A 22,288-nucleotide genomic window follows, 5' to 3' on the forward strand; every position below is an offset into this window, starting at 1 on the left:
GTGGGGGTTGGATGAGTATGGGCCGACTGATTCATCTGATCCAATCCTATTCATCGGCATGATTGATATGCTGGGCATATGAATGAGCCCCCCATTGATCTGCGCGTCTGGCGGCAATTCCTGGCCGTGGCGGACGAGCTGCACTTCGGCCGCGCCGCATCGCGCCTGCACATGACGCAGCCGCCGCTCACCCAGGCCATCGCCCAGCTGGAGCGCAGCCTGGACGTGGCGATGTTCGAGCGCTCGAGCCGCCACGTCGCACTGACGCCGGCCGGCGAGGCGCTTGTGCCGCAGGTGCGTGAACTGCTAGGGCGTGCGGCAGCGCTGCCTGGGATTGCGCGGGCTGCGGCAGCGGGAGAAGTGGGGCGCGTGCGGCTGGCCTTTGTCTCCACCATCGGCTTCACCCGGCTGCCGCTGTGGGTGCGGGACTTCGTGGCAGGCACGCCAGGTGTGGCGCTGGAGCTGGTCGAGGCCACCAGCGATGTGCAGATGGAAGCCTTTGAGCGCGGGCAGATCGATGCCGGACTGATGTTGCATGCCCCCGGGCATGCGCCGGCCGGCCTGGAGCGCCTGGCCGTGGGACGGGAAGCCATGGTGCTGGCCCTGCCGCAGCAGCATGCGCTTGCCGGTGCGGACCGGCTGATGCTCGACGAAGTGCTGGAGCAGCCGCTGGTGATCTTTCCGCGCCGCATCATGCCCTCGCTCCATGACGCGGTGACGGATCTGTACCGACGGCACGGACATGTGCCGCGCATCGCGCAGCAGGCGATACAGATGCAGACCATCGTGAACCTGGTCTGGGGCGGCATCGGCCTGGCCTGGGTGCCCGCCAGCGTGATGCAGTTCTGCAGGCCCGGCGTGGTTTACCGCGAGGCGGTTTTCGCCAGCGCCCGTGCGGGCAGCAAGGCCGTTGCCCTGCCGGTCTGCGAGACCAGCCTGGCATGGCCTGCCGGAGCCATGTCGCCCGCGCTGGCGCGGTTTGTCGGCTTCGTGCGCGAGCAGCGCTGAGTGGCGTTCACCGACAGCCCCCCGAGGCAAGGCCGGCGAATATCCGCATGGTTCTGGTCTGAATTTTTGGAAATTCTGGCCAGAATGATAGAATTCGGGCCAGGCCGGACACCAGGCCTGCTTTTGTTTTCAGCCCCGCCATGCAATCTGTCGGCATCTACGAAGCCAAGACCCGTTTCTCCGCCCTGATCGAACTTGTCGAGCAGGGCGAGGAAGTGCGCATCACCCGCCACGGCAAGGAAGTGGTGCGCATGCTGCCGGTGCGCCGCCGCCCCGTGATCACCGACGAGCAGATCGCCCGCGAGCTGGAGCAGATGCAGGCGCTGCAGGCCACGGTGCGGCCGGCCCAGCCGGCCCAGTCGGCACAGGCGCCGGACTCCACCACCCGACTGCGCCACGCAGGCCGGAGCCAGGCATGACCTCCTTCGTGCTCGATGCCTCCGTCACCGCCGCCTGGCTGCTGCCCGATGCCGCCAGCGTGCACACCCAGCGCCTGTATACCCGCATCCGCCGCCATGAAGTGGACCCGCAGGCGCCCAACCTCTGGCAGTGGGAATGCGGCAACCTGATCGCCTCGGGCGTGCACGGCGGCCGCATTCCGCACAGCTCGGTCGAAGGCCTGTGGGGCGTGCTCGAGGCCATCCGCCACCGCGTGGAACTGCACGAGCTGGCACCCGCCCAGCACAAGGCCGTGCTCGACGTGGCGCTGGACACCCGCCTGCCGGTCTATGACGCGGCCTACCTGTGGCTGGCCCAGTCGCTGCGCCTGCCGCTGGCCACCTTTGACGCGGCCCAGGCCGCCGCCGCCCGCAAGCGCGGGCTGGCGCTGCTGGCCCCTGAAGATTTCTGATCCCCTCCCATCACCTTTGCCTGAGATGACCATGCAACACGACAAGATCCTCATTCTTGACTTCGGCTCCCAAGTCACCCAGCTGATCGCCCGCCGCGTGCGCGAAGCCCATGTCTACTGCGAAGTCCACCCCTGCGACGTCAGCAGCGACTGGGTGCGCGAATTCGCCGCCGACGGCCGCCTCAAGGGCGTGATCCTGTCGGGCAGCCACGCCAGCGTCTACGAAGTGGACGACCGCGCCCCCGACGCCGTGTTCGAGCTGGGCATTCCCGTGCTGGGCATCTGCTACGGCATGCAGACCATGGCCACCCAGCTGGGCGGCAAGGTCGAAGGCTCGCACACCCGCGAATTCGGCTATGCCGAAGTGCGCGCCCATGGCCACACCGAACTGCTCAAGGGCATCGAGGACTTCGCCACGGCCGAAGGCCACGGCATGCTCAAGGTCTGGATGAGCCACGGCGACAAGGTCACCGAGCTGCCCCCGGGCTTCAAGGTCATGGCCTCCACGCCGTCCTGCCCCATCGCCGGCATGGCCGACGAGGCGCGCCGCTTCTACGCCGTCCAGTTCCACCCCGAAGTCACGCACACCGTGCAGGGCGCGGCCCTGCTCAACCGCTTCGTGCGCGAGATCTGTGCGGCGAATGCCGACTGGATCATGGGCGACTACATCGAGGAAGCCGTTGCCAAAATCCGCGAGCAGGTGGGTGACGAGGAAGTCATCCTCGGTCTGTCGGGCGGCGTGGATTCGTCCGTGGCTGCAGCCCTGATCCACCGCGCCATCGGCGACCAGCTGACCTGCGTCTTCGTGGACCACGGCCTGCTGCGCCTGAACGAAGGCGACATGGTCATGGAAATGTTCGAAGGCAAGCTGCACGCCAAGGTCATCCGCGTGGACGCCAGCGACCTGTTCCTGGGCAAGCTGGCCGGCGTCAGCGAGCCCGAGGCCAAGCGCAAGATCATCGGCGGCCTGTTCGTGGACGTGTTCAAGGCCGAGGCCGCCAAGCTCAAGGCCGGCGATGCAGGCCACAAGGGCGCCACCTTCCTGGCCCAAGGCACCATCTACCCCGACGTCATCGAGTCGGGCGGCGCCAAGAGCAAGAAGGCCGTCACCATCAAGAGCCACCACAACGTCGGCGGCCTGCCCGAGCAGCTGGGCCTGAAGCTGCTCGAGCCCCTGCGCGACCTGTTCAAGGACGAAGTGCGCGAACTCGGCGTGGCCCTGGGCCTGCCGCGTGAAATGGTCTACCGTCACCCCTTCCCGGGCCCGGGCCTGGGCGTGCGCATCCTGGGTGAAGTCAAGAAGGAATACGCCGACCTGCTGCGCCGCGCCGACGCCATCTTCATCGAGGAACTGCGCAACTGGACGGACGAAGCCACCGGCAAGAACTGGTACGACCTCACCAGCCAGGCCTTCACCGTCTTCCTGCCCGTCAAGAGCGTGGGCGTCATGGGCGACGGCCGCACCTACGACTACGTCGTGGCCCTGCGCGCCGTGCAGACCAGCGACTTCATGACCGCCGACTGGGCCGAGCTGCCCTACGGCCTGCTCAAGAAGGTGTCTGGCCGGATCATCAACGAAGTGCGCGGCATCAACCGCGTGACCTACGACGTGTCGACCAAGCCGCCGGCGACGATTGAGTGGGAATGATTGCGCAATAGGAAACGGCCGGGGTCGTCCGGCTGTACTTCCGAATCAAGCCCGCGGCACTGCGGGCTTTTTTCTGCCCGCCCGCCGTTGTTCAGTGGGATGCTGGAATAGCCGAATGCTCGCGCAGGTATGCCCTCAGCTTCGCGTCCGTGGCATACACATAGCACCCCTTCATGCCACGGGTCATCAAGGTGCGATAGGTGTTCTTGATGATGCTGTCCGCCAGCCGTGCGGCCTCGGCAGGCTGCTCCTTCGTCATCTTCACGAATCCCTTCATGGTCTTGTCATGTCTGTCCCTGGCTCGGGGCACTGCCACCAGCGTGTCGCCCATGATGGCCAGGTCTGGCCCGATGATGACTCCCACATAGTCCACTTCCAGCCCCTGGCAGGTGTGTATGCAGCCGACCTGTGCCACAGAGTTCGGTGCCACGATCCAGAGGCTGCCGTCCTGGTCCAGATTCCATTGGCGCTCGTAGTCTCCGATGACTACGTCCATAAGCTTGGGATTCTTCTTGCTGTTCCATGGCCAGCAGTAACCAGCCACAACGCGTGCCCGGTTGTTGGCGTTCTTCGTCTCGATGGCCTTGTGCAGATCCGAGGGGTCGTCAAACACCTGAAAGTCAAACGGAATATCTGCAAGGCTAGGGTTGGCGGTAGTTCGGATCTGCAACGTATGGTCTACCCAGGCCAGATAGCCGTCGGAGCCGGCGCACCGAAATTGGGAAGTCAGCGAATATTCCTCTACCTCAGCATTCCGCTCAGCTGCAAACTTGCGGATGATCTCCTTGGAACCTACATCCTTGAGAGTCACGCGCTGGTCTTCGTCGATGAAAAAGATGCTGCACTTGGCAGCTTCTATCAGCTCCTTGACCTGATGGGTGCCCAGATTCCCATAGAAGCCGCTTTTTTCGGTTAGGCGATGTGCTTCGTCCACGACCAAGACATCAAAGGCATCCTGCACGGTTTCCGTGAAGGAGCCTGATCCGCCGAAAAGATTGACCAGATGTGCGTTGTCGCGCGTCTGTATCAGCTTGTCGCTATAGACAGCGCGTGGGGCAGCGTTCTTGGAAATGTATTTGACGGTCAAGCCTTCGCGCAGAGCCGCAAGCAGGTTGACGGCGATCACCGACTTGCCGGTTCCAGGACCGCCCTCAATGATCAAGACGCGAGGCCTGCCGCTGGCGCTGGCCTGGCGGCATGCCGCCTTCGCAGCCTCGAACACTTCCTTCTGGTCGTCGATTAGCGCGAACTCGCTGTTGCCCTTCAGCAGCTTGCCGACCACATCCGCCAGCGCTTTGGATGGCCGCATCCTTCCTCGTTCAAGATCGAACAGCACCTGGCGGCCTCGGCCATGCCGGATGTGCTGTTTGATGAACTCGCGGAGTTTCTTGCGGTCTTCATCGCCTTTCAGGAACAAAGGTGCCCGCTCGATATAGGGCTGGTACTGGGGGGAGTCGATGATGCCATCGGCGGCATAGTTGTGCAGGTAGGCGCAAGGCTTCAGCTGCAGCCCGCCGTCATAGATGGCCTCGTTGAACCCCTCCAGAAATGCCGTGTACGACCACGCCTGGTAGCTGGGGTGAATGCGCGCCTGGTCAGGGCGCATTCCACCGCGCAAAAGCACGATGGCATCGCGGTCGGTGGCGCCGACCGATGACCATTGCTTGAGTTCGACCACCACCAGCCGTCGAGAGCCGTCGTCGGCATGTCCGGCAAGAATGACATCGATGCGTTTTGACGATTGCGGCAGGATGAATTCGACAGCGACCCCGATGTCGGGTGCGATTTCCGGGTCACGCAGAAGGCGGGCAATGTAGCCCAGCGACTCGCGCCATGATCGGATCTCCGCCTTGGCTACCTTGCGGTGAGTCGCTGCCTGGTACTTCGCGTAGATGACGTCTTCAATATCGCGTTCGTCGTAGTCGAGCAGGAATTGTGTCTTCTCGGCCTGATAAACGATCATGGCTCGGGCAGCTGGTCGTATTTGGTGCTGACGCCGCGCGACGCCTCGACAGGGTATTTGGCGGCGTTGGAAGCCAGCTTGCTGGCGATGGCTGCGTTGAGGTCCACGTCCAGCACATCCGCCAAGCGGATGAGGTACAGGGCGACATCGGCCAGTTCGTCGCGTACCGCCGAGGCGGTTTTAGGATTCGAGGCGGCCGAATGAGAGTCGGCCTCGGTCATCCATTGGAATATTTCGGTCAACTCACCCACCTCGCCCGAGAGAGCCATGACCAGATTCTTGGGTGAATGGAATTGCTGCCACTCCCGCTCTTGCGCAAACTGCCTCAGCGCGTGTACCGCGCCCGTCACGTCAATCAGACTTTTGTCCACATCCAGACCCTTTCGGAACGGATTGTTACCTATTCTGCAGTTCCTAGGACTCAGAGACCTGAAGTATCGCTGCGCCTAGGAAGATTCTGAGCCCGGGCGAGGCTTGGATGTAAGAACTAGCCGCCTGATTCCCAGGCCAGGTGCAAGCACTTGCGCGCAGACAGACGAAGTCCAGTGTTCCCCATGAAAGACATGGCTGCTACCAGACCAAGCATGCGTTTGTAACGTAAAGTACTATTTCTTTGCAATTTGCTGTGTGCTGCTGCGGACCTAGGCCGTGGGTATTGATTCCGCATGAAGATACTTCTCCCAAACGCTGATGGCTGTTGAAATCTCTCGCCTTCAAAGTCCTGCGGCCGTTCAGGCGGCGTTGGACGAGTTTTCACGTCTTGGTCGGACGGCATTCCTGAAGCGATACGGATTTGGAAAATCGCGCGATTTCTTGGTTCGCAATGCAAGAACCGGGCAGCTATGCGACTCCAAGGCCATCGTCGGAGCTGCGTTCGGCCATCAGTTCCCGCAGGAGGGACCGCTCAAGCCGACTGATTTCTCCGGTGGAGAGGCCACCGTCGTTCCTCGATTGCAGCATCTGGGCTTCGATGTCGTGCGCATTGGTGAAGACTGGACCTTCGATGAGGTGCAGGCCACGGTCGCGTCATATTTCGAGATGCTTTTGCTGGAGGCCGAGCAGCAGCGCTACACCAAGACCGAATTCAATGCGCAGTTGCGCCAGCGGCTGCGTGAGCGCAGCAAGGGATCGGTGGAGCTGAAGTTCCAGAACATCAGCGCCGTCCTGCATGACCTGGAGCTGCCCTTCATCCGCGGCTACAAGCCCCGGAGCAACGCTCAGCTTCTGTTGCGTCAGGCGGTTCAGCAGTTCGTCCTGAATCAGCCGGGCCTGGTTTCCCGTGTGGTGGATGCGATGGAGGAGGTCAAGACGTCTGCTGAGCAGAGTTTTCATGCCTGCCTGGTTGAACCGCCTGCGCTGGAGACAGTGGCGCAGTTGGCGAAAGACGGCGCCAAGGTCAGATTTCCACGCAAGACGAGCTGGGCCCAGCGGGATGAAGCCAACCGGCATCTTGGCCGTGCCGGAGAGCAGTGGGTCATCGGATTCGAGCAGCGGCGACTTGTCCATGCCGGGTATCCGGAGCTTTTCCAGCAGCTGGACTGGGTGTCTGACCGGCTCGGCGACGGGAGCGGCTACGACATCCTCTCGCATGAGCGGCCCGGCGAGCATCGCTTCATCGAGGTCAAGACCACCAATGGCGGGCATGCCTCGTCCTTCATCATCAGCCGCAACGAACTGGATTTCGCGGCAGAGGCCGGGGATGCCTTCCATCTCTACCGGGTTTTTCAGTTCCGGGAGGAACCAAGGCTCTACATCCTGAACGGGCCGCTGGCGGACCAGCTGCACCTGGAGCCCATCGATTTTCGGGCGTCGTTCCGGCGCCTGGTCGGGTAACGCGCAGGGCGGCCGGGCCAGAGCTCCCCGCAGCTTTGAGCACAGGCACATGAAAGAGGGCTGAAGAGGCCTGCCCTGCGCATCCTCTGGAGCGCGACGACAATAGCCCATGATTCAAGAAAAGCCCCTGGCGGCAACCGAACTGGAGCGGCCTGCCATGGCCTTGCGCACTCTTGCGAATGGGGTCCGGCTGCTGGCGCTGCCCATGCCGCACTTGCAGAGCGTCAGCGTGGGTGTGTTCCTACGCGTGGGCTCCCGCGACGAGACCTCCACCAGCAACGGCATCAGCCATGTGCTGGAACACATGGCGTTCAAGGGCACGCACACGCGTTCCGTGCAGGAGATCAACCTGGATGCGGAGCGGCTGGGTGCGGAGGTCAACGCCTTCACCGGCAAGGACATCACCGGCTATTTCATGACCGGCCTGGGCTGGCATGCGCAGGCCTTGCTGGGAATGATTGCGGACATCGTGCTGAACAGCGTGTTTCCCGAGCATGAGCTGCAAAGGGAGCTGCAGGTGATCCGGCAGGAGGCCATCGAGTACGAAGAGGACCCGGAGGACAGCGCCGGCGATCTGCTGGACCGCGCCATCTGGGGCGACGACCCCATGGGCATGCCGGTGATCGGCACGGTGGCCAATATCGAAGGCTTCACCCGGCAGGATCTGGTGCGCCATGTGCAAACCCACTACGTGGGAGAAAAGACCGTCGTCGTCGCGGCCGGAAACTTCGATGTGCCGGCCTGGCTGGAGCAGGCGGCGCAGCTGTTCGCCGGCATGCCTGCGTCGGCCAATCCGGCTGAGGCGTTGCCCCCTCAGCCCGCAAAGTATGTGGGGCAGGCCCTGGCGCAACGCTTCACGCAGGTGTCCCAGGTGTTCGTGAACCTGGCCTATCCCCTGGTGTTCGAGCCGTTGCAGGGCGAGCATACGCAGCGTGCGCGTCTCGTGGCCTCGCTGGCGGCCCATCTGCTGGGCGAGGGGATGTCGTCGCCCCTGGTCGATACCGTGCGCGAGCGGCTCGGACTGGCCTATACGGCCTATGCGGCGATGGAGGGCGGTGACGTCTGGGCCAATTTCATCGTGCATGCCGTCACGACGCCGGACAAGCTCGAAGCGCTGGTGGCTGCGACAGGCGGCCTGCTGCGCGCCCAGGCAGCCGGCATCGACCCCGTGCATCTGGAACGGGCCAAGAACCAGCTGGCGGTCTCGCGGGTGCGTGCGGGCGAGCGGACCTACGCCACCATGGAGCGCGCTGTCGAAGACCTCTTTGCCCATGGCAGCGTGACATCCGTGGCCGAAACGCTGGCGATGATCGATGGCATCGGTGCCGAGGAAGTGCGCAAGGTCTTCGAGCGCATGCTGGCCCACCCTCCGGCGGTGGCCATCACCGGCAAGGGCGCCAGTGCCCGGACCGTGCGGCAGCTGGCCGCAGGCCTGGCGGGCTGAGCCGGCAGCGCGCGGTCAGCGGCCAGCGGCCAACCGCAACACATGGCGCTTTTCCCGTTGTCATGGAGTTGAGGGAACCGGCGGCGGCGCATTCCATTGCCGCTTGAGGTAGTGCGACTTCGGGTGCTCCTGCAGGAACACGCAGCACTGCACCCACGCCGCTGACTCCGGGTGCGCGTCGACGGCGCGCGAGAGATGCCCGAGCACGACCTCGGCCATGGCCGAGCACATCTGCGGCGGGCGCGGGTTGGTCAGCGTCAGGGTGGCGATGAGTTGCTGCGCGTGGGGGTCGTCGCCGCACAGTCCGACGGCGATGGGTGCCACGCGCGACTTCAGGTCCGCGAGCCGTGCCCATCCGCGCTCGGCCAGCGCAAGGTGCATGGCGTGCAGGACCGGCTCCCACTGGATCGACGGGAGCAAGGATGGCGATACCTCGATGGCGATGTGCGGCATGGGGCGGCGCCTTCAGTCGAGCTTGATGCCGACTTCGCGGATCAGCGTCTGCCAGCGTGCCCGTTCGCTGTCCAGCAGGCGTGCGAATGCCTGCGGCGAGTTGTCGATGGGCACCGAGCCGAGTTCGGCCAGCCTGTCCTGCGTGGCCTTGGCCGCCAGCGCCGCGCCCATGTGCTTGACCAGCCAGGCCTTGCGGTCGGCCGGGGTCGCGGCGGGCGCGAGGAAGCCGTACCAGCCGCTGATCTCGGCGTCCACGCCGGATTCCTTGAGCGTGGGCACGCCGGGCAGCGCGGGAATGCGCCTGGCGGACGTCACCGCCAGCGCCTTCAGGCGCCCGCTTTGCACATGCTGCAGGATGGCCGGCGTGGCTTCGAACACCATCTGCACCGTGCCGCCCAGCACGTCGTTGAGTGCAGGCGCGGAGCCGCGGTAGGGAATGTGCAGGATCGAGGTGCCGGTCTGGCGCTTGACGAGTTCTCCCGCCAGGTGCTGCGGCGTGCCGTTGCCGGCGGATGCGTAGGAGAACTTGCCCGGGTTCTTGCGCAGCCATTCGAGCGCCTCCTTGGCCGTGGTCGCCGGGAAGGAGGGATGCACGGCCCAGATCAACGGCACCGAGGCGGCCCATGCCAGCGGTGTGAAGTCCTTGGCCGGATCGAAGTTGAGCCTGGAGTACAGCGCCGGGTTCGCGGCCATGGGGCCGAGTGCGCCCAGCAGCAGCGTGTAGCCGTCGGCCTCGGCGCGTGCTGCCGCCTCCGTGCCGATGTTGCCGCCCGCACCGCTGCGGTTGTCGACGATCACCGTGCTGCCGCTGTCCGTCTGCAAGGCATTCGCCATCAGGCGGGAGACGGCATCGGTGGTCGCACCTGCCGGATAGGGGCAGATGATGCGTATGGGCTTGGAAGGGAATGCCTGTGCGCGCGCCGAGGGGCTTGCGCCCATGGCTGAAATGGCCGTCGCCGTGCTGGCGTACTGAAGGAAGTTGCGTCGTTTCATCGGTGCTCTCGTGACCAGAGTTGTCTCGTGGCCGTAGTGTCGGCAGGCCCTTGTTTCTTCGCAATTCGCATTTTCTGGCCGCGCCTATCGGATAATCCGATGGCCATGTCCGCACGCAGCCGCGACCCCCTCGATCTCGTCTCATTGCGCCAGTTGCGCTACTTCGTGTCGGCGATGCGGGCGCACAGCTTCAGTGCGGCATCACGCGATGCCTCGATCTCGCAGGCGGCGCTGTCGGAGCAGATCGCCTTGCTGGAATCGACCCTGGACGTGCAGCTGTTCGACCGTGCGAGCGGGCGCGCCGTAGCCACGGCCTCCGGACATGAGCTCGACCGCCGGGTGTCGGCCTGCCTCAGGGAGCTGCAGGCGGCGCTGCGCGACGTGCAGGCGCGTGCGAGCACCGTGGCGGGCCTGGTGCGCATCGGCCTGGTGCAGTCCTACGCGGGATGCTGGGTACTGCCCGTCGTGCGCAGGGCCCAGGCGCAGTGGCCGCAGCTGGCGATCGCACTGCGCAGGCGCACCGCACAGGCCTTGGTGGAGGGCGTGTTGCGCGGCGATTTCGATCTCGCCGTCAGCTTCGACCCGGAGCCGCATGCCGATCTGGAGATCCTGGCCTGCTTCGACGAGCCGGTGGTGGCCGTCGGATTGAAGCCCCGCCGGCGGCGACGCCTGCTGGAGCTCAGCGAGGTCGCGAACCACCCCCTGGCCTTGCTGCCAAGCGAATACGCCATGCGGCGCCAGCTCGACAACGCCTTTGCGGCGCAGGGGCTGAAGCCGGGCGTGCATCTGGAGTCCGATACGCTGGAGGACCTGGTGCATGCCGCCCGTGAAAACGGCATGGTCGCGCTGCTCAACGGTGCCGCGGCAATGAGCCTGGACGTGCAGGACGCAGTCCCGTTGGCCGAAAGAAATCTGGGCCGGCAAGCCTGCCTGGTGCGCTCACGCAGCCGTCACCACGGCTTTGCCGCCCAGTACGTATGGGACGAGCTGTCGGCGGCAACCCCCACGCTGCCGCCAGCGTGGGGGCGGCGCGTTGCAGCCGCGCGCTAGTCGTCGGCCGGACCCGTACCGCCCGGACCCGTACCGCCCGGACCCGTACCGCCCGTCAGGGCACTTCCTTCAGGCCCACCAGTTGCAGGGGGCGTGCCAGCAGTTCGTCGAAGCGTTTCTCGAACGCCTTGAAGTACGGCATGCGGAAGTGCGCATCCAGCGCTGCCTGGTCCCTGAATGACTCCCGCATGTAGAAGGTGCCGGGGGTGTCCGCCAGCTCGAACAGCGTGTAGTCCAGGCATCCGGGCTCCTGCCGGGTGAATGGCACCAGCGCGCGCAGGGCGTCGCGCAGCTGGTCTTGCTGGCCGGCCTTCGCTTCAAGGATGGCCAGGTTGAAAATGGTCTCTGTCTTCATGGCTCAGCCCCAGTTCTCCAGCACCACCTTGCCGCGCGCCTTGCCCGACTCGATCAGGGCATGGGCGCGCTTGAGGTTGTCGGCGTTGATGCTGCCGAAGCGCTCGGCCAGCGTGGTGCGGATCAGGCCGGCATCGACCAGTGCGGCAACCTCGTTGAGCAGGCGGTGCTGGCCGATCATGTCGTCGGTGCCGAACAGGGCGCGGGTGAACATCAATTCCCAGTGCACCGACACGGACTTGCGCTTGAGCTTGGTGATGTCCAGCGACGCGGGATCGTCGATCAGGCCGAATTTTCCCTGGGGCGCGATCGCCTCGACGATCTGTGCGAAGTGCAGGTCCGTCTGCGTGAGGCTCACGATGAGGTCCACCGTGGGAAAGCCGATGCGCTTGAGTTCGTCGGCAATCGGCTGGCTGTGATCGATCACGTGGTGGGCGCCGAGCTCCTTGACCCAGGCCTGCGTCTCGGGCCGCGATGCGGTGCCGATGACGGTAAGGCTGGTCAGCCGCGTGGCCAGCTGCGTGAGGATGGAGCCCACGCCGCCGGAGGCGCCGATGATGAGCAGCGTCTTGTGGCTGGGGTGCTTGCCCGGCGCGATGCCCAGGCGGTCGAACAGCATCTCCCATGCGGTGATGGCGGTCAGGGGCAGGGCCGCAGCCTGTGCGAAGTCCAGCGACCTGGGTGCGTGGCCCACGATGCGCTCGTCCACCAGGTGCAGTTCGCTGTTCGTGCCAGGGCGCGCAATGGAGCCGGCGTACCAGACGCGGTCGCCCGGCTTGAACAGCGTGACTTCGGGGCCCACGGCCTTGACGATGCCGCTGGCATCCCAGCCCAGCACCTTGTGCGTTTGCCCCTCGGCGGGCGCGCCGCTGGCGCGCACCTTGGTGTCCACCGGATTGACGGACACGGCCCTGACTTCGACCAGCAGGTCGCGGCCGGTGGCCACGGGATCGGGCAGGGTGATGTCGATCAGCGATTCGGGTTGGCTGATGGCCTGGGGCTTCTGGTATCCAACGGCTTTCATGGTCGTGCTTTCAAAGGTTGAGGAAGAGGGGATAGCAAGGAGGGCGAGCAAGGAGGGTTTCAGGCAGTGGCCAGGGCTGCGTAGTCCGAGTAGCCGCGCGCGTCGCCGCCAAACAGGGCCTTCGGATCGAATGCGGCCAGCGGCGCCTGGGCGGCGTAGCGCGCCGGCAGGTCCGGGTTGGCAATGAAGGGGCGGCCGAAGGCGACGAGGTCTGCCAGGCCCTCGTGCAGGATGGCTTGGGCGCGCTCCGCGTCGTACTTGCCCGCAACGATCACCTTGCCCTGGTAGGCGCGGCGCAGCGCGTGGCGGAAGTCTTGCGGAATCTCGGGCGCATCGTCCCAATCGGCTTCGGACAGGTGGATGTAGGCCAGGCCGATCTCGTCGAGCCTGCTGGCCAGATGCAGGATGGTCTCGATGATCTGCGGGCAGTTCATGTTGCGCTGCGTGATGAAGGGCGCCAGGCGGATGCCGGTGCGCTCTGCCCCGACCTCGCCCGCCACGGCGGCCGCGACCTCTTCGGCGAAGCGCGTGCGCTGGGCGATGCCGCCGCCGTAGGCGTCGGTGCGGTGGTTGGAGGTGGTGCGCAGGAACTGATCGATCAGGTAGCCGTTGCCGCCGTGGATTTCCACGCCATCGAAACCGGCGCGCATCGCATTGGCCGCGCCCCTGCGGAAGTCGCCGATCACGTCCTGGATGTCCTGTGCGCTCAGTGCGCGCGGTACGGGGCAGTCGACCATGCGGCCGACACCGTCGTCGCCGACCACCCAGACCTGCGCTTGGGGCGACAGCGCCGAAGGCGCGACCGGCAGGCCATCGGCGTGAAAGCTGGCATGCGACATGCGGCCAACGTGCCACAGCTGCAGCACCATGCGCCCGCCGGCGGCATGCACCGCGTCCGTGACGCGGCGCCAACCGTCCACCTGCGCCTCTGAATAGATGCCGGGGGTGAAGCTGTAGCCTTGGCCCTGGCGGGAGATCTGGGTGGCTTCCGAGACGATCAGGCCGGCGCTGGCGCGTTGTGCGTAGTAGGTGGCCATCAATGCATTGGGCACGTCGCCTGGCTGGCTGGTGCGGCTGCGCGTCATGGGGGCCATCACCATGCGGTTGGGCAGGCTGAGCGGGCCGAGCTGCAGGGGGCGAAACAGGGGCGTGGAGGCGGTGGTCATGCGGTTCCTTGGCGGAGCTGTAGAGGTGTTGGGGCGGGAGCGGAAACCCGGTTCGCAAGTCGTCTGGGCATGGAGCGATGTTGACCTGGGCGTTTCAATTGAAAAAGACCCGCAAGACTGAAGGCGGCTTCAAAAGAAATTTGACGATGAGCTCAGGGCGCGGCCTGCACGACACCCGGGCGGATGGCCGTGCCGCGCCTGCCTGGCTACCATCTCCCCCATGAAGACCCAATACTTCGCCGCCACCTCACTCGACGGATTCCTGGCCACCGAGGACGATTCCCTGGACTGGCTGTTCCCGCTGGGCGACATGCAGGCCACGGGCTACCCGGAGTTCATTGCCGGCGTGGGCGCGCTGGCCATGGGGTCGGCCACCTACGAATGGATGCTGCGCCACGCGGACACGGTGGCCAGGGAGACCGGGGCGGCGTGGCCCTATACGCAGCCTGCCTGGGTGTTTTCCAGCCGCACGCTGCCTGGTATCCCGGGTGCCGATATCCGGTTTGTCAGCGGTGATGTGCGTGCCGTGCATGCGCAGATGCAGGCGGCGGCCGGTGGGCGCAACCTCTGGATCATGGGAGGCGGGGACCTGGCAGGCCAGTTTTATGACGCGGGCCTGCTGGACGAGATGATCCTGAGCGTGGGCTCGGCCACGCTGGGCCGGGGCAAGCCGCTGTTTCCGCGCCGGGTGCTGCATCCGGTGCTGCGTTTGTTATCCGTGCGGCAGATTGGCGAGGGCATGGCGGTGCTGCATTACGAGGTGCGCAAGAGCACCGCCTGACAGGCTCCCTGATTCGGTCTGCGCGCCGCTCAGTTCGCCTCCCCGCGCCCAGGCGCCGTCATCCCCGGAATGTATTCATTGGAGATGAAGCTGCGGCAGCGGTGCATGAAGGCTTCCACCACATGGCGGGGCTTTTGTTCGCGGGCCCAGGCCAGGCCCAGTTTCATGGGGCGGTGGTTGCCGTTCAGGTGCAGGTTGACGATCTTCTTGCCGTCCAGCGCATGGGAGTTGCGCGGGCGCACGTTGACCAGGGAGTAGCCCACGTCGTTGGCGACCAGGGAGCGCACCACGTCGGGGCTGGCGCTGCGGGCCGCGATCAGGGGCGAGACGCCGGCTTCGCGGAACAGCGACATGAAGTATTCACGGCTCAGGGGCAGGTCCAGCAGGACCATGGGCAGCTGGGCCAGCGCCTCCAGCGTGGTGGAGCGGTGGTTGGCCAGCGGATTGAGTTCGCTGACGATGACCATGGGCGGCAGCTGGGCCAGGGGCTCGAAGCAGATGTCCGATTCGGCCACCAGCAGGTCGTAGGTGATGGCGACATCGATCTGCGCGGTGCGCAGCTTGTGGATCAGGCCTTCCTGGTGGTCCTCGATCTGCGTGACCGTGGCCTTGGGGTGGGCGCGCGCGAATCCCTGGCACAGCTCGGGGGCGACCATGGCCGCCAGCGTGGTGAAGCAGCCCACGCGCACGGGGCCGCGCACCTGGCTTTGCGCGCTGCTGGCCACGTCGTACAAGGCCATGGCCTGGTCGAGCAGGCTGCGGATTTCCCGCAGGACCTCGGCGCCTGCGGGCGTGACGGACAGGCCTTGCGCATGGTGGCGCACGAACAGCGGCACCTGCAGCTCCGCCTCCACCTGGGTGATGGCCGAGGAGATGGACGAAGGCGAGACATGGATGCGGTTGGCGGCCTCGGCAATGCTGCCGAACTCGCCCGCTGCCACGCAGTATTCCAATTGTCTGAAGGTCAGTCGTGTCAGCACGGTGCGCAAGAGGTGGAGAGGGGGAGGGCGGCCAGGGTGATCCGCCGCGTAGTTGACCAAGCCGCGGACCGCGCTGCAAGAGGCCCTTCCCGCAAGGCGCCTGCATTGTGCGGCGGTCGGGCCCCGGCAGCCTTCAGTCGCTGGCGTTGTGATTGCGAAACCATTGCGCCACCGCACCGTCGCCCTGGGCCGGCGCCTGCGTGGCCTCCACGCGGTCCGTCAGACCGGCGGACTTGCCCACGAAGTCCAGCGGCGCATCCCAGTTGAAATGCCGGTACACGGCCGCCGTCTGGGCGTAGGGCGGGCATTGTGCAAACAGCTGGAAGCTGAGCCGGTGGCCGGCGTGGTCCGAGTCGAGCAGGTCGCGCGCATAGGCCAGCAGCCTGCGGCGGTCGTCGGCCTGCCACTGCGGGCCGAGGGTGTAGAACTTGCGCAGCCAGGGGCCGGTTTCCTCGTTCTCGAAGCTGGCGTGGTCCGGCGTCAGGCAGACCTGGCCGCCGCACAGCTCGCGCACGGTGTTCATCATGTGGTGCAGCTGGCCGGTGGCCAGCGACCTTCCGGTGAACAGCAGGGACTGGTTGGGCATCATCAGCCCGGCCGGGCTGCGCTCGGCCAGCGCGATGGCGGCCGTGAGGTGGGCGTTGATGCCTTCGCGGTAGCAGGCCAGGCCGGCCAGCCTGTCCTGCACGGCCTGCAGCTTCTCCACGCCGGTCTGGCGCGCGTTGTGCAGGGCCGTGCCTATCAGCATGTCGGCCAGCTTCAGGCTGCGCTGCAGGAAGGTGAAGGCCGAGTAGCGGTGCAGCGTCTCGCGCAGGAAATGGGCGGCCCGGGTGTGGCGGTAGAACAGCACGTTCTCCCAGGGAACCAGCACGTCGTCGAAGACCACGATGGCATCCACTTCGTCGAAGCGATGGCTCAACGGATGGTCCTGGGCCGATGCGCGGGCGGCCAGGCCCGGGCGGCAGATGAAGCGCAGGCCGGGCGCGCCCAGGTCGCAGATGAAGCCTATGGCGTATTCGGACTGCGCCGCGTCGCCCCAGTGCGCCAGCCCCGGCTTGGTGAAGGCCTGGTTGGCATAGGCGGCAGCGGTCTCGTACTTGGCGCCGCGCACGATGACGCCTGCATCGGTCTCCTTGACCACGTGCAGCAGCACGTCGGGGTCCTGGTCCTGCGGCAGGCGCGAGCGGTCGCCCTTGGGGTCGGTGTTGGCCGATACGTGGAACAGGTCGCCACGCACCACGCGGCGGATGTGGGTGCGGATGTTGGCGGAAAAGCGCGGGTCCAGCTCGTTGAGCACGTCCTGGCCGTCGAACAGCGACCACATCTCGCCCACGCTCTCGTCGCCCACGCGCATGACCACGCCGCCCATGTCCTCCAGCAGCAGGTCGGTGGCGCGGCGCTTGTCCCACCAGTCCTGGCGCGTCAGCGGCAGCTTGTGGGCGATGGGGTGGCGCTCGCCGTCGCCTTCGTCGCAGGTGAGCGCGTCGCGCAGCGCGGCCTCGTGCTGCAGGTCGTACATGCGTGCACGGATGTCCACCAGCGGCTTGAACATGGGGTGGGTGGTCACGTCGTTGACGCGCTCGCCGTTCATCCAGACCCGCCGGCCATCGCGGATGGAGTCGCGGTACTGGCTGCCTGTCCTGATCATCAGCGGCTGGCCCACTTGCCGTCTTTGACCTCGTGCAGCTGCAGCTCCACGGGCACCTGCGTCTGGCCGTTGGCATCGAAAGTCACGGTACCGGTCACGCCGTCGTAGCGTATGGCGCGGATGGCCTTGGCCACGGCCTGCCGGTCCTTGGTGCCCGCCGTCTTGAGCGATTGCAAAAGGATGCCGGTGGCGTCGTAGGCGTACTTGGTGTACGGGCTCTCGGAGTCGGCATAGCCCTTGGCGGCATAGGCGCGGCTCATGGCGTCCAGCCGGGGGGTGGTCTGCGATTTGGGCGTGCCGACGATGGTGCCGTCCGCGGCCGGGCCGGCGATCTGGATGAGCTGCGGGTCGAAGATGCCGCTGATGCCCAGCATGGGCTGCTTCATGCCCAGCTCGGCCATCTGCTTGCGCACGATGCCGGCCTCGGTGATCACGCCGCCGAAGTAGACCGCGTCGGGGTTCAGGCTCTTGATCTTGGTGAGGATGGAGCGGAAATCCGTGGTGCCCACGGGGTAGCTTTCCTCGGCCACCACACTGCCTTTTTCTGCCTTGTAGAAGCTGCCGAACGAAGCCAGGTTGGCACGCCCGTAGTCGCTGGTGTCGGCAATGATGGCGATCTTTCTTGCGCCCAGGCCCGTGGCGGCCCAGGCGGCCAGGGGCTTGTTCTCGTTGACCAGGGTGGGCGTCACGCGCGTGGTGTTGGCGAAGTTCTGGTCGGTGATCTTGGGGCCGATGGCGCCCCAGACGATGAAGGGCATCTGCACGCGGTTGAACACCGGCAGCGTGGCCAGGGCCACGGGGCTGTTCCAGTGGCCGATGGCGCCCACCACGTCGCGGTCGTTGACCAGCTTGAGCGCGGCGGACACGCCGGTCTGCGGGTCGGAGGCATCGTCCAGCACCACGCCCTCCACCTTGAACGGCACGCCGGCCGTGGCGTTCCACTGGTCTATGGCCAGCAGGAAGCCGTTCTTCGCGCCCAGGCCCTGCTGTGCGTTGCCGCCGCTGACGGGGCCGATGAAGCCCAGCTTCACGGTGGACTGGGACCAGGCCGCGCCGCAGGCCAGCGTGGCGGCGGCCAGCGCCAGGGCGGATGCGGCAAGGCGCCGGCGCGATGGCAGGAGGGCGGTGGTTGTCGTGAAGGCTTGCATGGTCGGTCGGTCCTGTTCAGGTGAAGACGAAGGGCAGCCATGGCGGCCCGGGGGCGGCGGGGCGCCACGGTGCATGGCGGGCTGGCCGGCGCTGTCTGGCAACGCCGCCGGATCAATGTATCGCCGCACCTGCCCGGGACTGGATCGCGTTTTCCGAAGCAGCGCCTCGGCAAAAGCGACGCAGGTTTTGCGCGGTTTCTTGCTTCAATGGCTGCGTGACATGGAGACAAGCGAAGCCCCGCCAACCCGGCCGAACCCGACACAAGAGGAACCCTATCGATGCATGACGCGCTGTTCCAGCAACTCATCAACTGGCTGACCCTGGGCTGCATCTACAGCCTGCTTGCCCTGGGTTTCAGCCTGTTGTTTGGCGTGCTGCAGGTGATTCACTTTTCCCATGGCGACGTGGCCATGGTCGCCCCCTTCATCGCCCTGGCGGCCGTGCAGGCCCTGGCCACCGCGCTGGGCGGCTCGGCCCCCTGGCTGGTGCTGGGCCTGGCCTGCCTGGTGGCCATTGCGGCGGTGGGAGGGCTGGGCATCGCCCTGGACCGGCTGGTGATCAGCCGCTTTCGCAATGCGCCGGCCATGATGCCGCTGGTGGCCACGGTGGCGCTGGGCATCGTGATCCGCGAGCTGATCCGCCACCTGTACCCGCAGGGCAGCAATCCGCACGCGTTCCCGGCGATTGCGCAGGGGGCCGTTCCCACCCCGTTCGGGCCGCTGCCCCTGATCAGCGTGGTCTCGGTGCTGGTGGCCATGGCGCTGGTGGGCGTGCTGCTGTACGTGCTGCACCACACGCCCATGGGCATGCGCATACGCGCCGTGTCGCAGGACCGCGAAACCGCGCGGCTGTTCTCCATTGCGCCGGGGCCGGTGTTTCGCAACACCTTCTTCATTGCCTCGGCCACCGGCGCGGTGGGCGGCATCTTCCTGGCCAGCTATGCGGGCGTGGTGCGCTTTGACTTCGGCGTGCAGGCGGGGCTGATCGGCTTTTCCGCCGCGGTGGTCGGCGGCCTGGGGCGGCTCGGGGGCGCCATTGTCGGCAGCCTGCTGATTGCGGCCATCGAGACCATCGTGCAGGGCTATGTGCCCAACGGCACCTCGTACCGCCTGGTGTTCGTGTTCGCCCTGGTGATCCTGGTGCTGATCTTTCGCCCCGCCGGCCTGTTCGGCGTTCAGAAAATGGAGAAGGTGTGATGCAGACAACGACGATACAGGCGCCGCCGCAGGCGGCACCACGGAGTGCGGGCTCGGCCGCCATCGTGCTGGGCGTGGCCCTGGCGGGCGCCGTGCTGCTGCGCCAGTTCCTGCTGGCCGAAAGCTGGATCACGGTGCTGGCGCTGCTGGCCTGCTTTGCCGTGGCCCTGGTCGCGGTGCAGAAACGCCCGGTGGTGGAAGACCGCATCGTGGCTGCCTTCGGCCAGTGCAGGCCGCTGGCCGTGGGCACGGGCGTGGTGCTGGCCCTGGTGTTTCCGTGGGTGCTGGGCGGTGACAGCTACGCCATGCACCTGATGATCATCGCCTGCCTGTACGCGGTGCTGGCGCTGGCGCTGAACTTCCAGCTGGGCAGCGCCAACATACCGAACTTCGCCACTGGCGCGTCCTACGGCATCGGCGCCTATGCGTCGGCCCTGCTGGCCATCCACTTCGGCGTGAGCTTCTGGATCTGCCTGCTGGTGGCCGCCGCCGTGGCCACGGTCTTCGGCTTTTTGCTGGGCCTGCCGTCCATGCGCACCCGCGACAGCTACCAGGCGCTGGTGACGATCGCCTTCGGCATCGTCGTGCACCAGCTGCTGATGAACCTGGAGTGGACGGGCGGCGCCAACGGCCTGGTGGGCATTCCTTCGCCCACATTGTTCGGGCATTCGTTCAACGACCCCATCACGCTGTGGGGCCACAGCCTGCCGGGCCAGGCCAACTTCTACTACGTGGCCGTCGCCCTGCTGGGGCTGGCCATCGTCTCGGCGCAGCGCCTGCACAGCTCGCGCGTGGGACTGGCCTGGAATGCCCTGCGCGACGACGAGATCGCCGCGCGCGCCTGCGGCATCAACGTCACCTGGTTCAAGGTCAAGGCCTTTGCGGTGGACGCCTTCCTGGCGGGCTTCGCGGGCACGGTGTATGCGTTCTATGTGAGCTTCATCTCGCCGGACAACTTCACCTTCCTGGTGTCGGTGACCATCATGACGCTGGTGATCGCAGGCGGCATGGACAACACGCTGGGCGTGATCGTCGGCGCCTTCCTGCTGACCATGCTGCCGGAGAAGCTGCGGGCGTTTTCCGACTACCGCATCCTGTTCTACGGCCTGGTGGTGATCGCCTTCCTCATCATCCGCCCGCGCGGCATCTTCCCCCAACGGGTGCGCAACCATGAGCATTGATTCCCATCCCACCCACCATGCCGCGCCCGCAGGTCCGCTGGTCCTGGAGGGGCGTGGCCTGACCATGCGCTTCGGCGGCCTGACGGCGGTGCAGGGCGTGGACATCCACCTGGCGGCGGGCGAGGTGCTGGGCATCATCGGGCCCAACGGCGCTGGCAAGTCCACCTTGCTGAACCTGCTGACCGGCATCTACCAGCCCACCGAGGGCGAGGTGCTGCTGCAAGGCCGCTCGCTCAAGGGCATGGCCGCGCACGACATCGCGGGCGCCGGCATTGCGCGCACCTTCCAGACCAGCCGGCTGTTCGGCTCGCTGAGCGTGCTGGACAACGTGATCATCGGCATGCACGCGCGCACCCGCTGCGGCGTGCTCACCGCGCTGCTGCGCCCGGCCGTCTCGCGCGCCGAGATGAAGCGCTGCGCCGAGCGCGCCTGCGCGCTGCTGCAAAGCGTGTCCAGCGACCTGCACCAGCGCCGCAACGTGCTGGCCAGCAGCCTGCCGCAGGCCGACCGCCGCCGCCTGGAGATTGCGCGCGCCCTGGCCGCCGAGCCCCGCATCGTGCTGCTGGACGAGCCCTCCAGCGGCATGGACGATCGCGACACCGATGCGCTGATCGCCGACATCCAGCGCCTGCGCGAGGCCAATCCGGCGCTGGGCTTCATCATCATCGAGCACGACATGCGGCTCATCGCCACCTTGCCGCACCGCGTGATGGTGCTGGACTACGGACGCAAGATCGGCGACGACAGCTTCGAGGCGGTGCGCCGGCTGCCGCGCGTGCAGGAAGCCTATCTGGGCAGAAAGGCCAGCCATGCTTGAACTGGACTCCATCAGCACGCGCTATGGCGTGGTGAACATGCTCAACCAGGTCTCGCTGCAGGTGCCCGAGCACAGCATCGTCTGCCTGCTGGGCCCCAACGGCGCGGGCAAGACCACCACCTTCAAGGCGATTGCGGGCCTGCTGCCCGTGCACCACGGCGCCATCCGCGTCATGGGCCAGCCGCTGGCGCGCATGCGCACCGAGGACCTGGCCGGCCTGGGCGTGGGCTTCGTGCCCGAAGGGCGGCGCCTGTTTGCCGAGCTGACCGTGCAGGAGAACCTGAAGATCGGCCACGACGCGCTGCGCCCGCAGCAGGGCTTTGCCCAGGCGCTGGAGCGCGTGGTGGCCCTGTTCCCCCGGGTGGGCGAGCGCCTGTCGCAGGCGGCGGGAACGCTGTCCGGCGGCGAGCAGGCCATGGTGGCGCTGGGCCGCGTGCTCATGGGCGAGCCGCGCCTAGTGGTGATGGACGAGCCCACGCTGGGCCTGTCGCCCAAGCTCATCGAGGAGTACTTCGAGACGGTGCAGCGCATCCACAGCCAAGGCATCACCGTGCTGCTCATCGAGCAGAACGCCGAGGCGGCGCTGTCCATCGCCCACACCGGCTATCTGCTGCTCAAGGGCCAGCTGGTGGCCTCGGGCACGGCCAGCGAGCTGCTGGCCAACGACGTGGTGAAGCACCTGTACCTGTAGCGCCGCACGGGCGGCCTTCACCTCCTTCCCTTTTTTGTTGCGGACCACACCAAGGCAGT

Annotated in this window: 22 protein-coding genes; 12 read left to right on the plus strand and 10 right to left on the minus strand. The window is 66.3% G+C overall.

Annotated features, from left to right (window positions below; translation table 11 throughout):
• Positions 1-78 precede the first annotated feature (78 nt).
• The 4 genes from ACF8ME_RS09640 to guaA all read left to right on the plus strand — a co-directional run bounded on the left by ACF8ME_RS09640 (position 79) and on the right by guaA (position 3,506).
• Complete coding sequence (locus ACF8ME_RS09640; RefSeq protein WP_392416173.1) at positions 79-1,008, plus strand: LysR family transcriptional regulator; 930 nt, start codon at positions 79-81, stop codon at positions 1,006-1,008.
• A 140-nt stretch (positions 1,009-1,148) separates the two neighbouring features.
• Positions 1,149-1,427: a type II toxin-antitoxin system Phd/YefM family antitoxin gene (locus tag ACF8ME_RS09645; RefSeq protein ID WP_012204855.1), complete on the plus strand. Its 279-nt coding sequence runs from the start codon at positions 1,149-1,151 to the stop codon at positions 1,425-1,427.
• Entirely contained in the window at positions 1,424-1,858 is a 435-nt protein-coding gene (locus ACF8ME_RS09650; protein ID WP_012204856.1) for a type II toxin-antitoxin system VapC family toxin, read from the plus strand. Before ACF8ME_RS09645 ends, ACF8ME_RS09650 begins: the two co-directional genes overlap by 4 nt.
• Before the next feature lie 31 nt (positions 1,859-1,889).
• Complete coding sequence (gene guaA / locus ACF8ME_RS09655; RefSeq protein WP_016448864.1) at positions 1,890-3,506, plus strand: glutamine-hydrolyzing GMP synthase; 1,617 nt, start codon at positions 1,890-1,892, stop codon at positions 3,504-3,506.
• 91 nt (positions 3,507-3,597) lie between these two features.
• On the opposite strand, the gene ACF8ME_RS09660 is transcribed toward guaA, so the two are convergent.
• Together ACF8ME_RS09660 and ACF8ME_RS09665 are read right to left on the minus strand one after the other, a co-directional pair.
• Positions 3,598-5,469, minus strand: coding sequence for a DUF2075 domain-containing protein (locus ACF8ME_RS09660; protein WP_046238702.1), 1,872 nt, complete (start codon positions 5,467-5,469; stop codon positions 3,598-3,600).
• Positions 5,466-5,840 (minus strand): nucleotide pyrophosphohydrolase, encoded by a 375-nt coding sequence (locus tag ACF8ME_RS09665; RefSeq protein ID WP_016448215.1) that lies wholly within the window; start codon positions 5,838-5,840, stop codon positions 5,466-5,468. The genes ACF8ME_RS09660 and ACF8ME_RS09665 overlap by 4 nt, the downstream gene beginning before the upstream one ends.
• A gap of 319 nt (positions 5,841-6,159) precedes the next feature.
• On the opposite strand from ACF8ME_RS09665, the gene ACF8ME_RS09670 reads away from it, so the two are divergent.
• The gene (locus ACF8ME_RS09670) at positions 6,160-7,302 is read left to right on the plus strand and encodes a DUF3883 domain-containing protein (protein WP_392416176.1); all 1,143 of its coding nucleotides are present in this window, start codon (positions 6,160-6,162) and stop codon (positions 7,300-7,302) included.
• Between the two features lie 157 nt (positions 7,303-7,459).
• Positions 7,460-8,746 (plus strand): M16 family metallopeptidase, encoded by a 1,287-nt coding sequence (locus tag ACF8ME_RS09675; protein ID WP_392416296.1) that lies wholly within the window; start codon positions 7,460-7,462, stop codon positions 8,744-8,746.
• Positions 8,747-8,806: 60 nt separating this feature from the next.
• Here the strand turns inward: ACF8ME_RS09675 and ACF8ME_RS09680 are convergent, their stop codons facing one another.
• Together ACF8ME_RS09680 and ACF8ME_RS09685 are read right to left on the minus strand one after the other, a co-directional pair.
• Positions 8,807-9,199: a 5-carboxymethyl-2-hydroxymuconate Delta-isomerase gene (locus ACF8ME_RS09680; protein WP_392416178.1), complete on the minus strand. Its 393-nt coding sequence runs from the start codon at positions 9,197-9,199 to the stop codon at positions 8,807-8,809.
• 12 nt (positions 9,200-9,211) lie between these two features.
• Positions 9,212-10,192, minus strand: a complete 981-nt coding sequence (locus ACF8ME_RS09685; RefSeq protein ID WP_392414252.1) for a Bug family tripartite tricarboxylate transporter substrate binding protein — start codon at positions 10,190-10,192, stop codon at positions 9,212-9,214.
• Between the two features lie 105 nt (positions 10,193-10,297).
• Between ACF8ME_RS09685 and ACF8ME_RS09690 the strand changes: the two genes are divergently transcribed.
• Positions 10,298-11,242: a LysR family transcriptional regulator gene (locus tag ACF8ME_RS09690; RefSeq protein WP_227469613.1), complete on the plus strand. Its 945-nt coding sequence runs from the start codon at positions 10,298-10,300 to the stop codon at positions 11,240-11,242.
• Positions 11,243-11,297: 55 nt separating this feature from the next.
• Here the strand turns inward: ACF8ME_RS09690 and ACF8ME_RS09695 are convergent, their stop codons facing one another.
• From ACF8ME_RS09695 to ACF8ME_RS09705, 3 genes are read right to left on the minus strand one after another with little or no spacing between them, the layout of a single operon-like run.
• Positions 11,298-11,597 carry a putative quinol monooxygenase gene (locus tag ACF8ME_RS09695; RefSeq protein ID WP_392416180.1) on the minus strand — a complete coding sequence of 100 codons (300 nt, stop codon included), beginning with the start codon at positions 11,595-11,597 and terminating at the stop codon, positions 11,298-11,300.
• Positions 11,598-11,600: 3 nt separating this feature from the next.
• Positions 11,601-12,620: a zinc-binding alcohol dehydrogenase family protein gene (locus tag ACF8ME_RS09700; protein WP_016448208.1), complete on the minus strand. Its 1,020-nt coding sequence runs from the start codon at positions 12,618-12,620 to the stop codon at positions 11,601-11,603.
• 59 nt (positions 12,621-12,679) lie between these two features.
• Positions 12,680-13,786 (minus strand): alkene reductase, encoded by a 1,107-nt coding sequence (locus ACF8ME_RS09705; protein ID WP_016448207.1) that lies wholly within the window; start codon positions 13,784-13,786, stop codon positions 12,680-12,682.
• Between the two features lie 220 nt (positions 13,787-14,006).
• Between ACF8ME_RS09705 and ACF8ME_RS09710 the strand changes: the two genes are divergently transcribed.
• Positions 14,007-14,567, plus strand: a complete 561-nt coding sequence (locus ACF8ME_RS09710; protein WP_392416182.1) for a dihydrofolate reductase family protein — start codon at positions 14,007-14,009, stop codon at positions 14,565-14,567.
• Positions 14,568-14,596: 29 nt separating this feature from the next.
• Here ACF8ME_RS09710 and ACF8ME_RS09715 read toward each other — a convergent pair whose 3' ends face one another.
• The 3 genes from ACF8ME_RS09715 to ACF8ME_RS09725 form a co-directional block, all read right to left on the minus strand.
• Positions 14,597-15,547, minus strand: a complete 951-nt coding sequence (locus ACF8ME_RS09715; RefSeq protein ID WP_016448205.1) for a LysR family transcriptional regulator — start codon at positions 15,545-15,547, stop codon at positions 14,597-14,599.
• Between the two features lie 133 nt (positions 15,548-15,680).
• On the minus strand, positions 15,681-17,195 hold the full coding sequence (locus ACF8ME_RS09720) for a 4-hydroxyphenylacetate 3-hydroxylase family protein (protein ID WP_392416184.1): 1,515 nt from the start codon (positions 17,193-17,195) through the stop codon (positions 15,681-15,683).
• Positions 17,195-18,343: a branched-chain amino acid ABC transporter substrate-binding protein gene (locus tag ACF8ME_RS09725; protein ID WP_392416186.1), complete on the minus strand. Its 1,149-nt coding sequence runs from the start codon at positions 18,341-18,343 to the stop codon at positions 17,195-17,197. Before ACF8ME_RS09725 ends, ACF8ME_RS09720 begins: the two co-directional genes overlap by 1 nt.
• Positions 18,344-18,622: 279 nt before the next feature.
• Here ACF8ME_RS09725 and ACF8ME_RS09730 point away from each other — a divergent pair, with 279 nt between their 5' ends.
• Genes ACF8ME_RS09730 through ACF8ME_RS09745 form a run of 4 tightly spaced genes read left to right on the plus strand, consistent with a single transcriptional unit; the run spans position 18,623 to position 22,229 of the window.
• Positions 18,623-19,540, plus strand: coding sequence for a branched-chain amino acid ABC transporter permease (locus ACF8ME_RS09730; protein ID WP_074923460.1), 918 nt, complete (start codon positions 18,623-18,625; stop codon positions 19,538-19,540).
• The gene (locus ACF8ME_RS09735; RefSeq protein ID WP_016452302.1) at positions 19,540-20,721 is read left to right on the plus strand and encodes a branched-chain amino acid ABC transporter permease; all 1,182 of its coding nucleotides are present in this window, start codon (positions 19,540-19,542) and stop codon (positions 20,719-20,721) included. The genes ACF8ME_RS09730 and ACF8ME_RS09735 overlap by 1 nt, the downstream gene beginning before the upstream one ends.
• Complete coding sequence (locus ACF8ME_RS09740; RefSeq protein ID WP_392416188.1) at positions 20,711-21,538, plus strand: ABC transporter ATP-binding protein; 828 nt, start codon at positions 20,711-20,713, stop codon at positions 21,536-21,538. The genes ACF8ME_RS09735 and ACF8ME_RS09740 overlap by 11 nt, the downstream gene beginning before the upstream one ends.
• A complete protein-coding gene (locus tag ACF8ME_RS09745; protein ID WP_016448200.1) occupies positions 21,531-22,229 on the plus strand; it encodes an ABC transporter ATP-binding protein in 699 nt (232 codons plus the stop codon). Before ACF8ME_RS09740 ends, ACF8ME_RS09745 begins: the two co-directional genes overlap by 8 nt.
• Positions 22,230-22,288: the final 59 nt, after the last annotated feature.

This window comes from Delftia sp. WSY_7 (assembly GCF_043104845.1).
Taxonomy (GTDB): Bacteria; Pseudomonadota; Gammaproteobacteria; order Burkholderiales; family Burkholderiaceae_C; genus Comamonas; species Comamonas tsuruhatensis.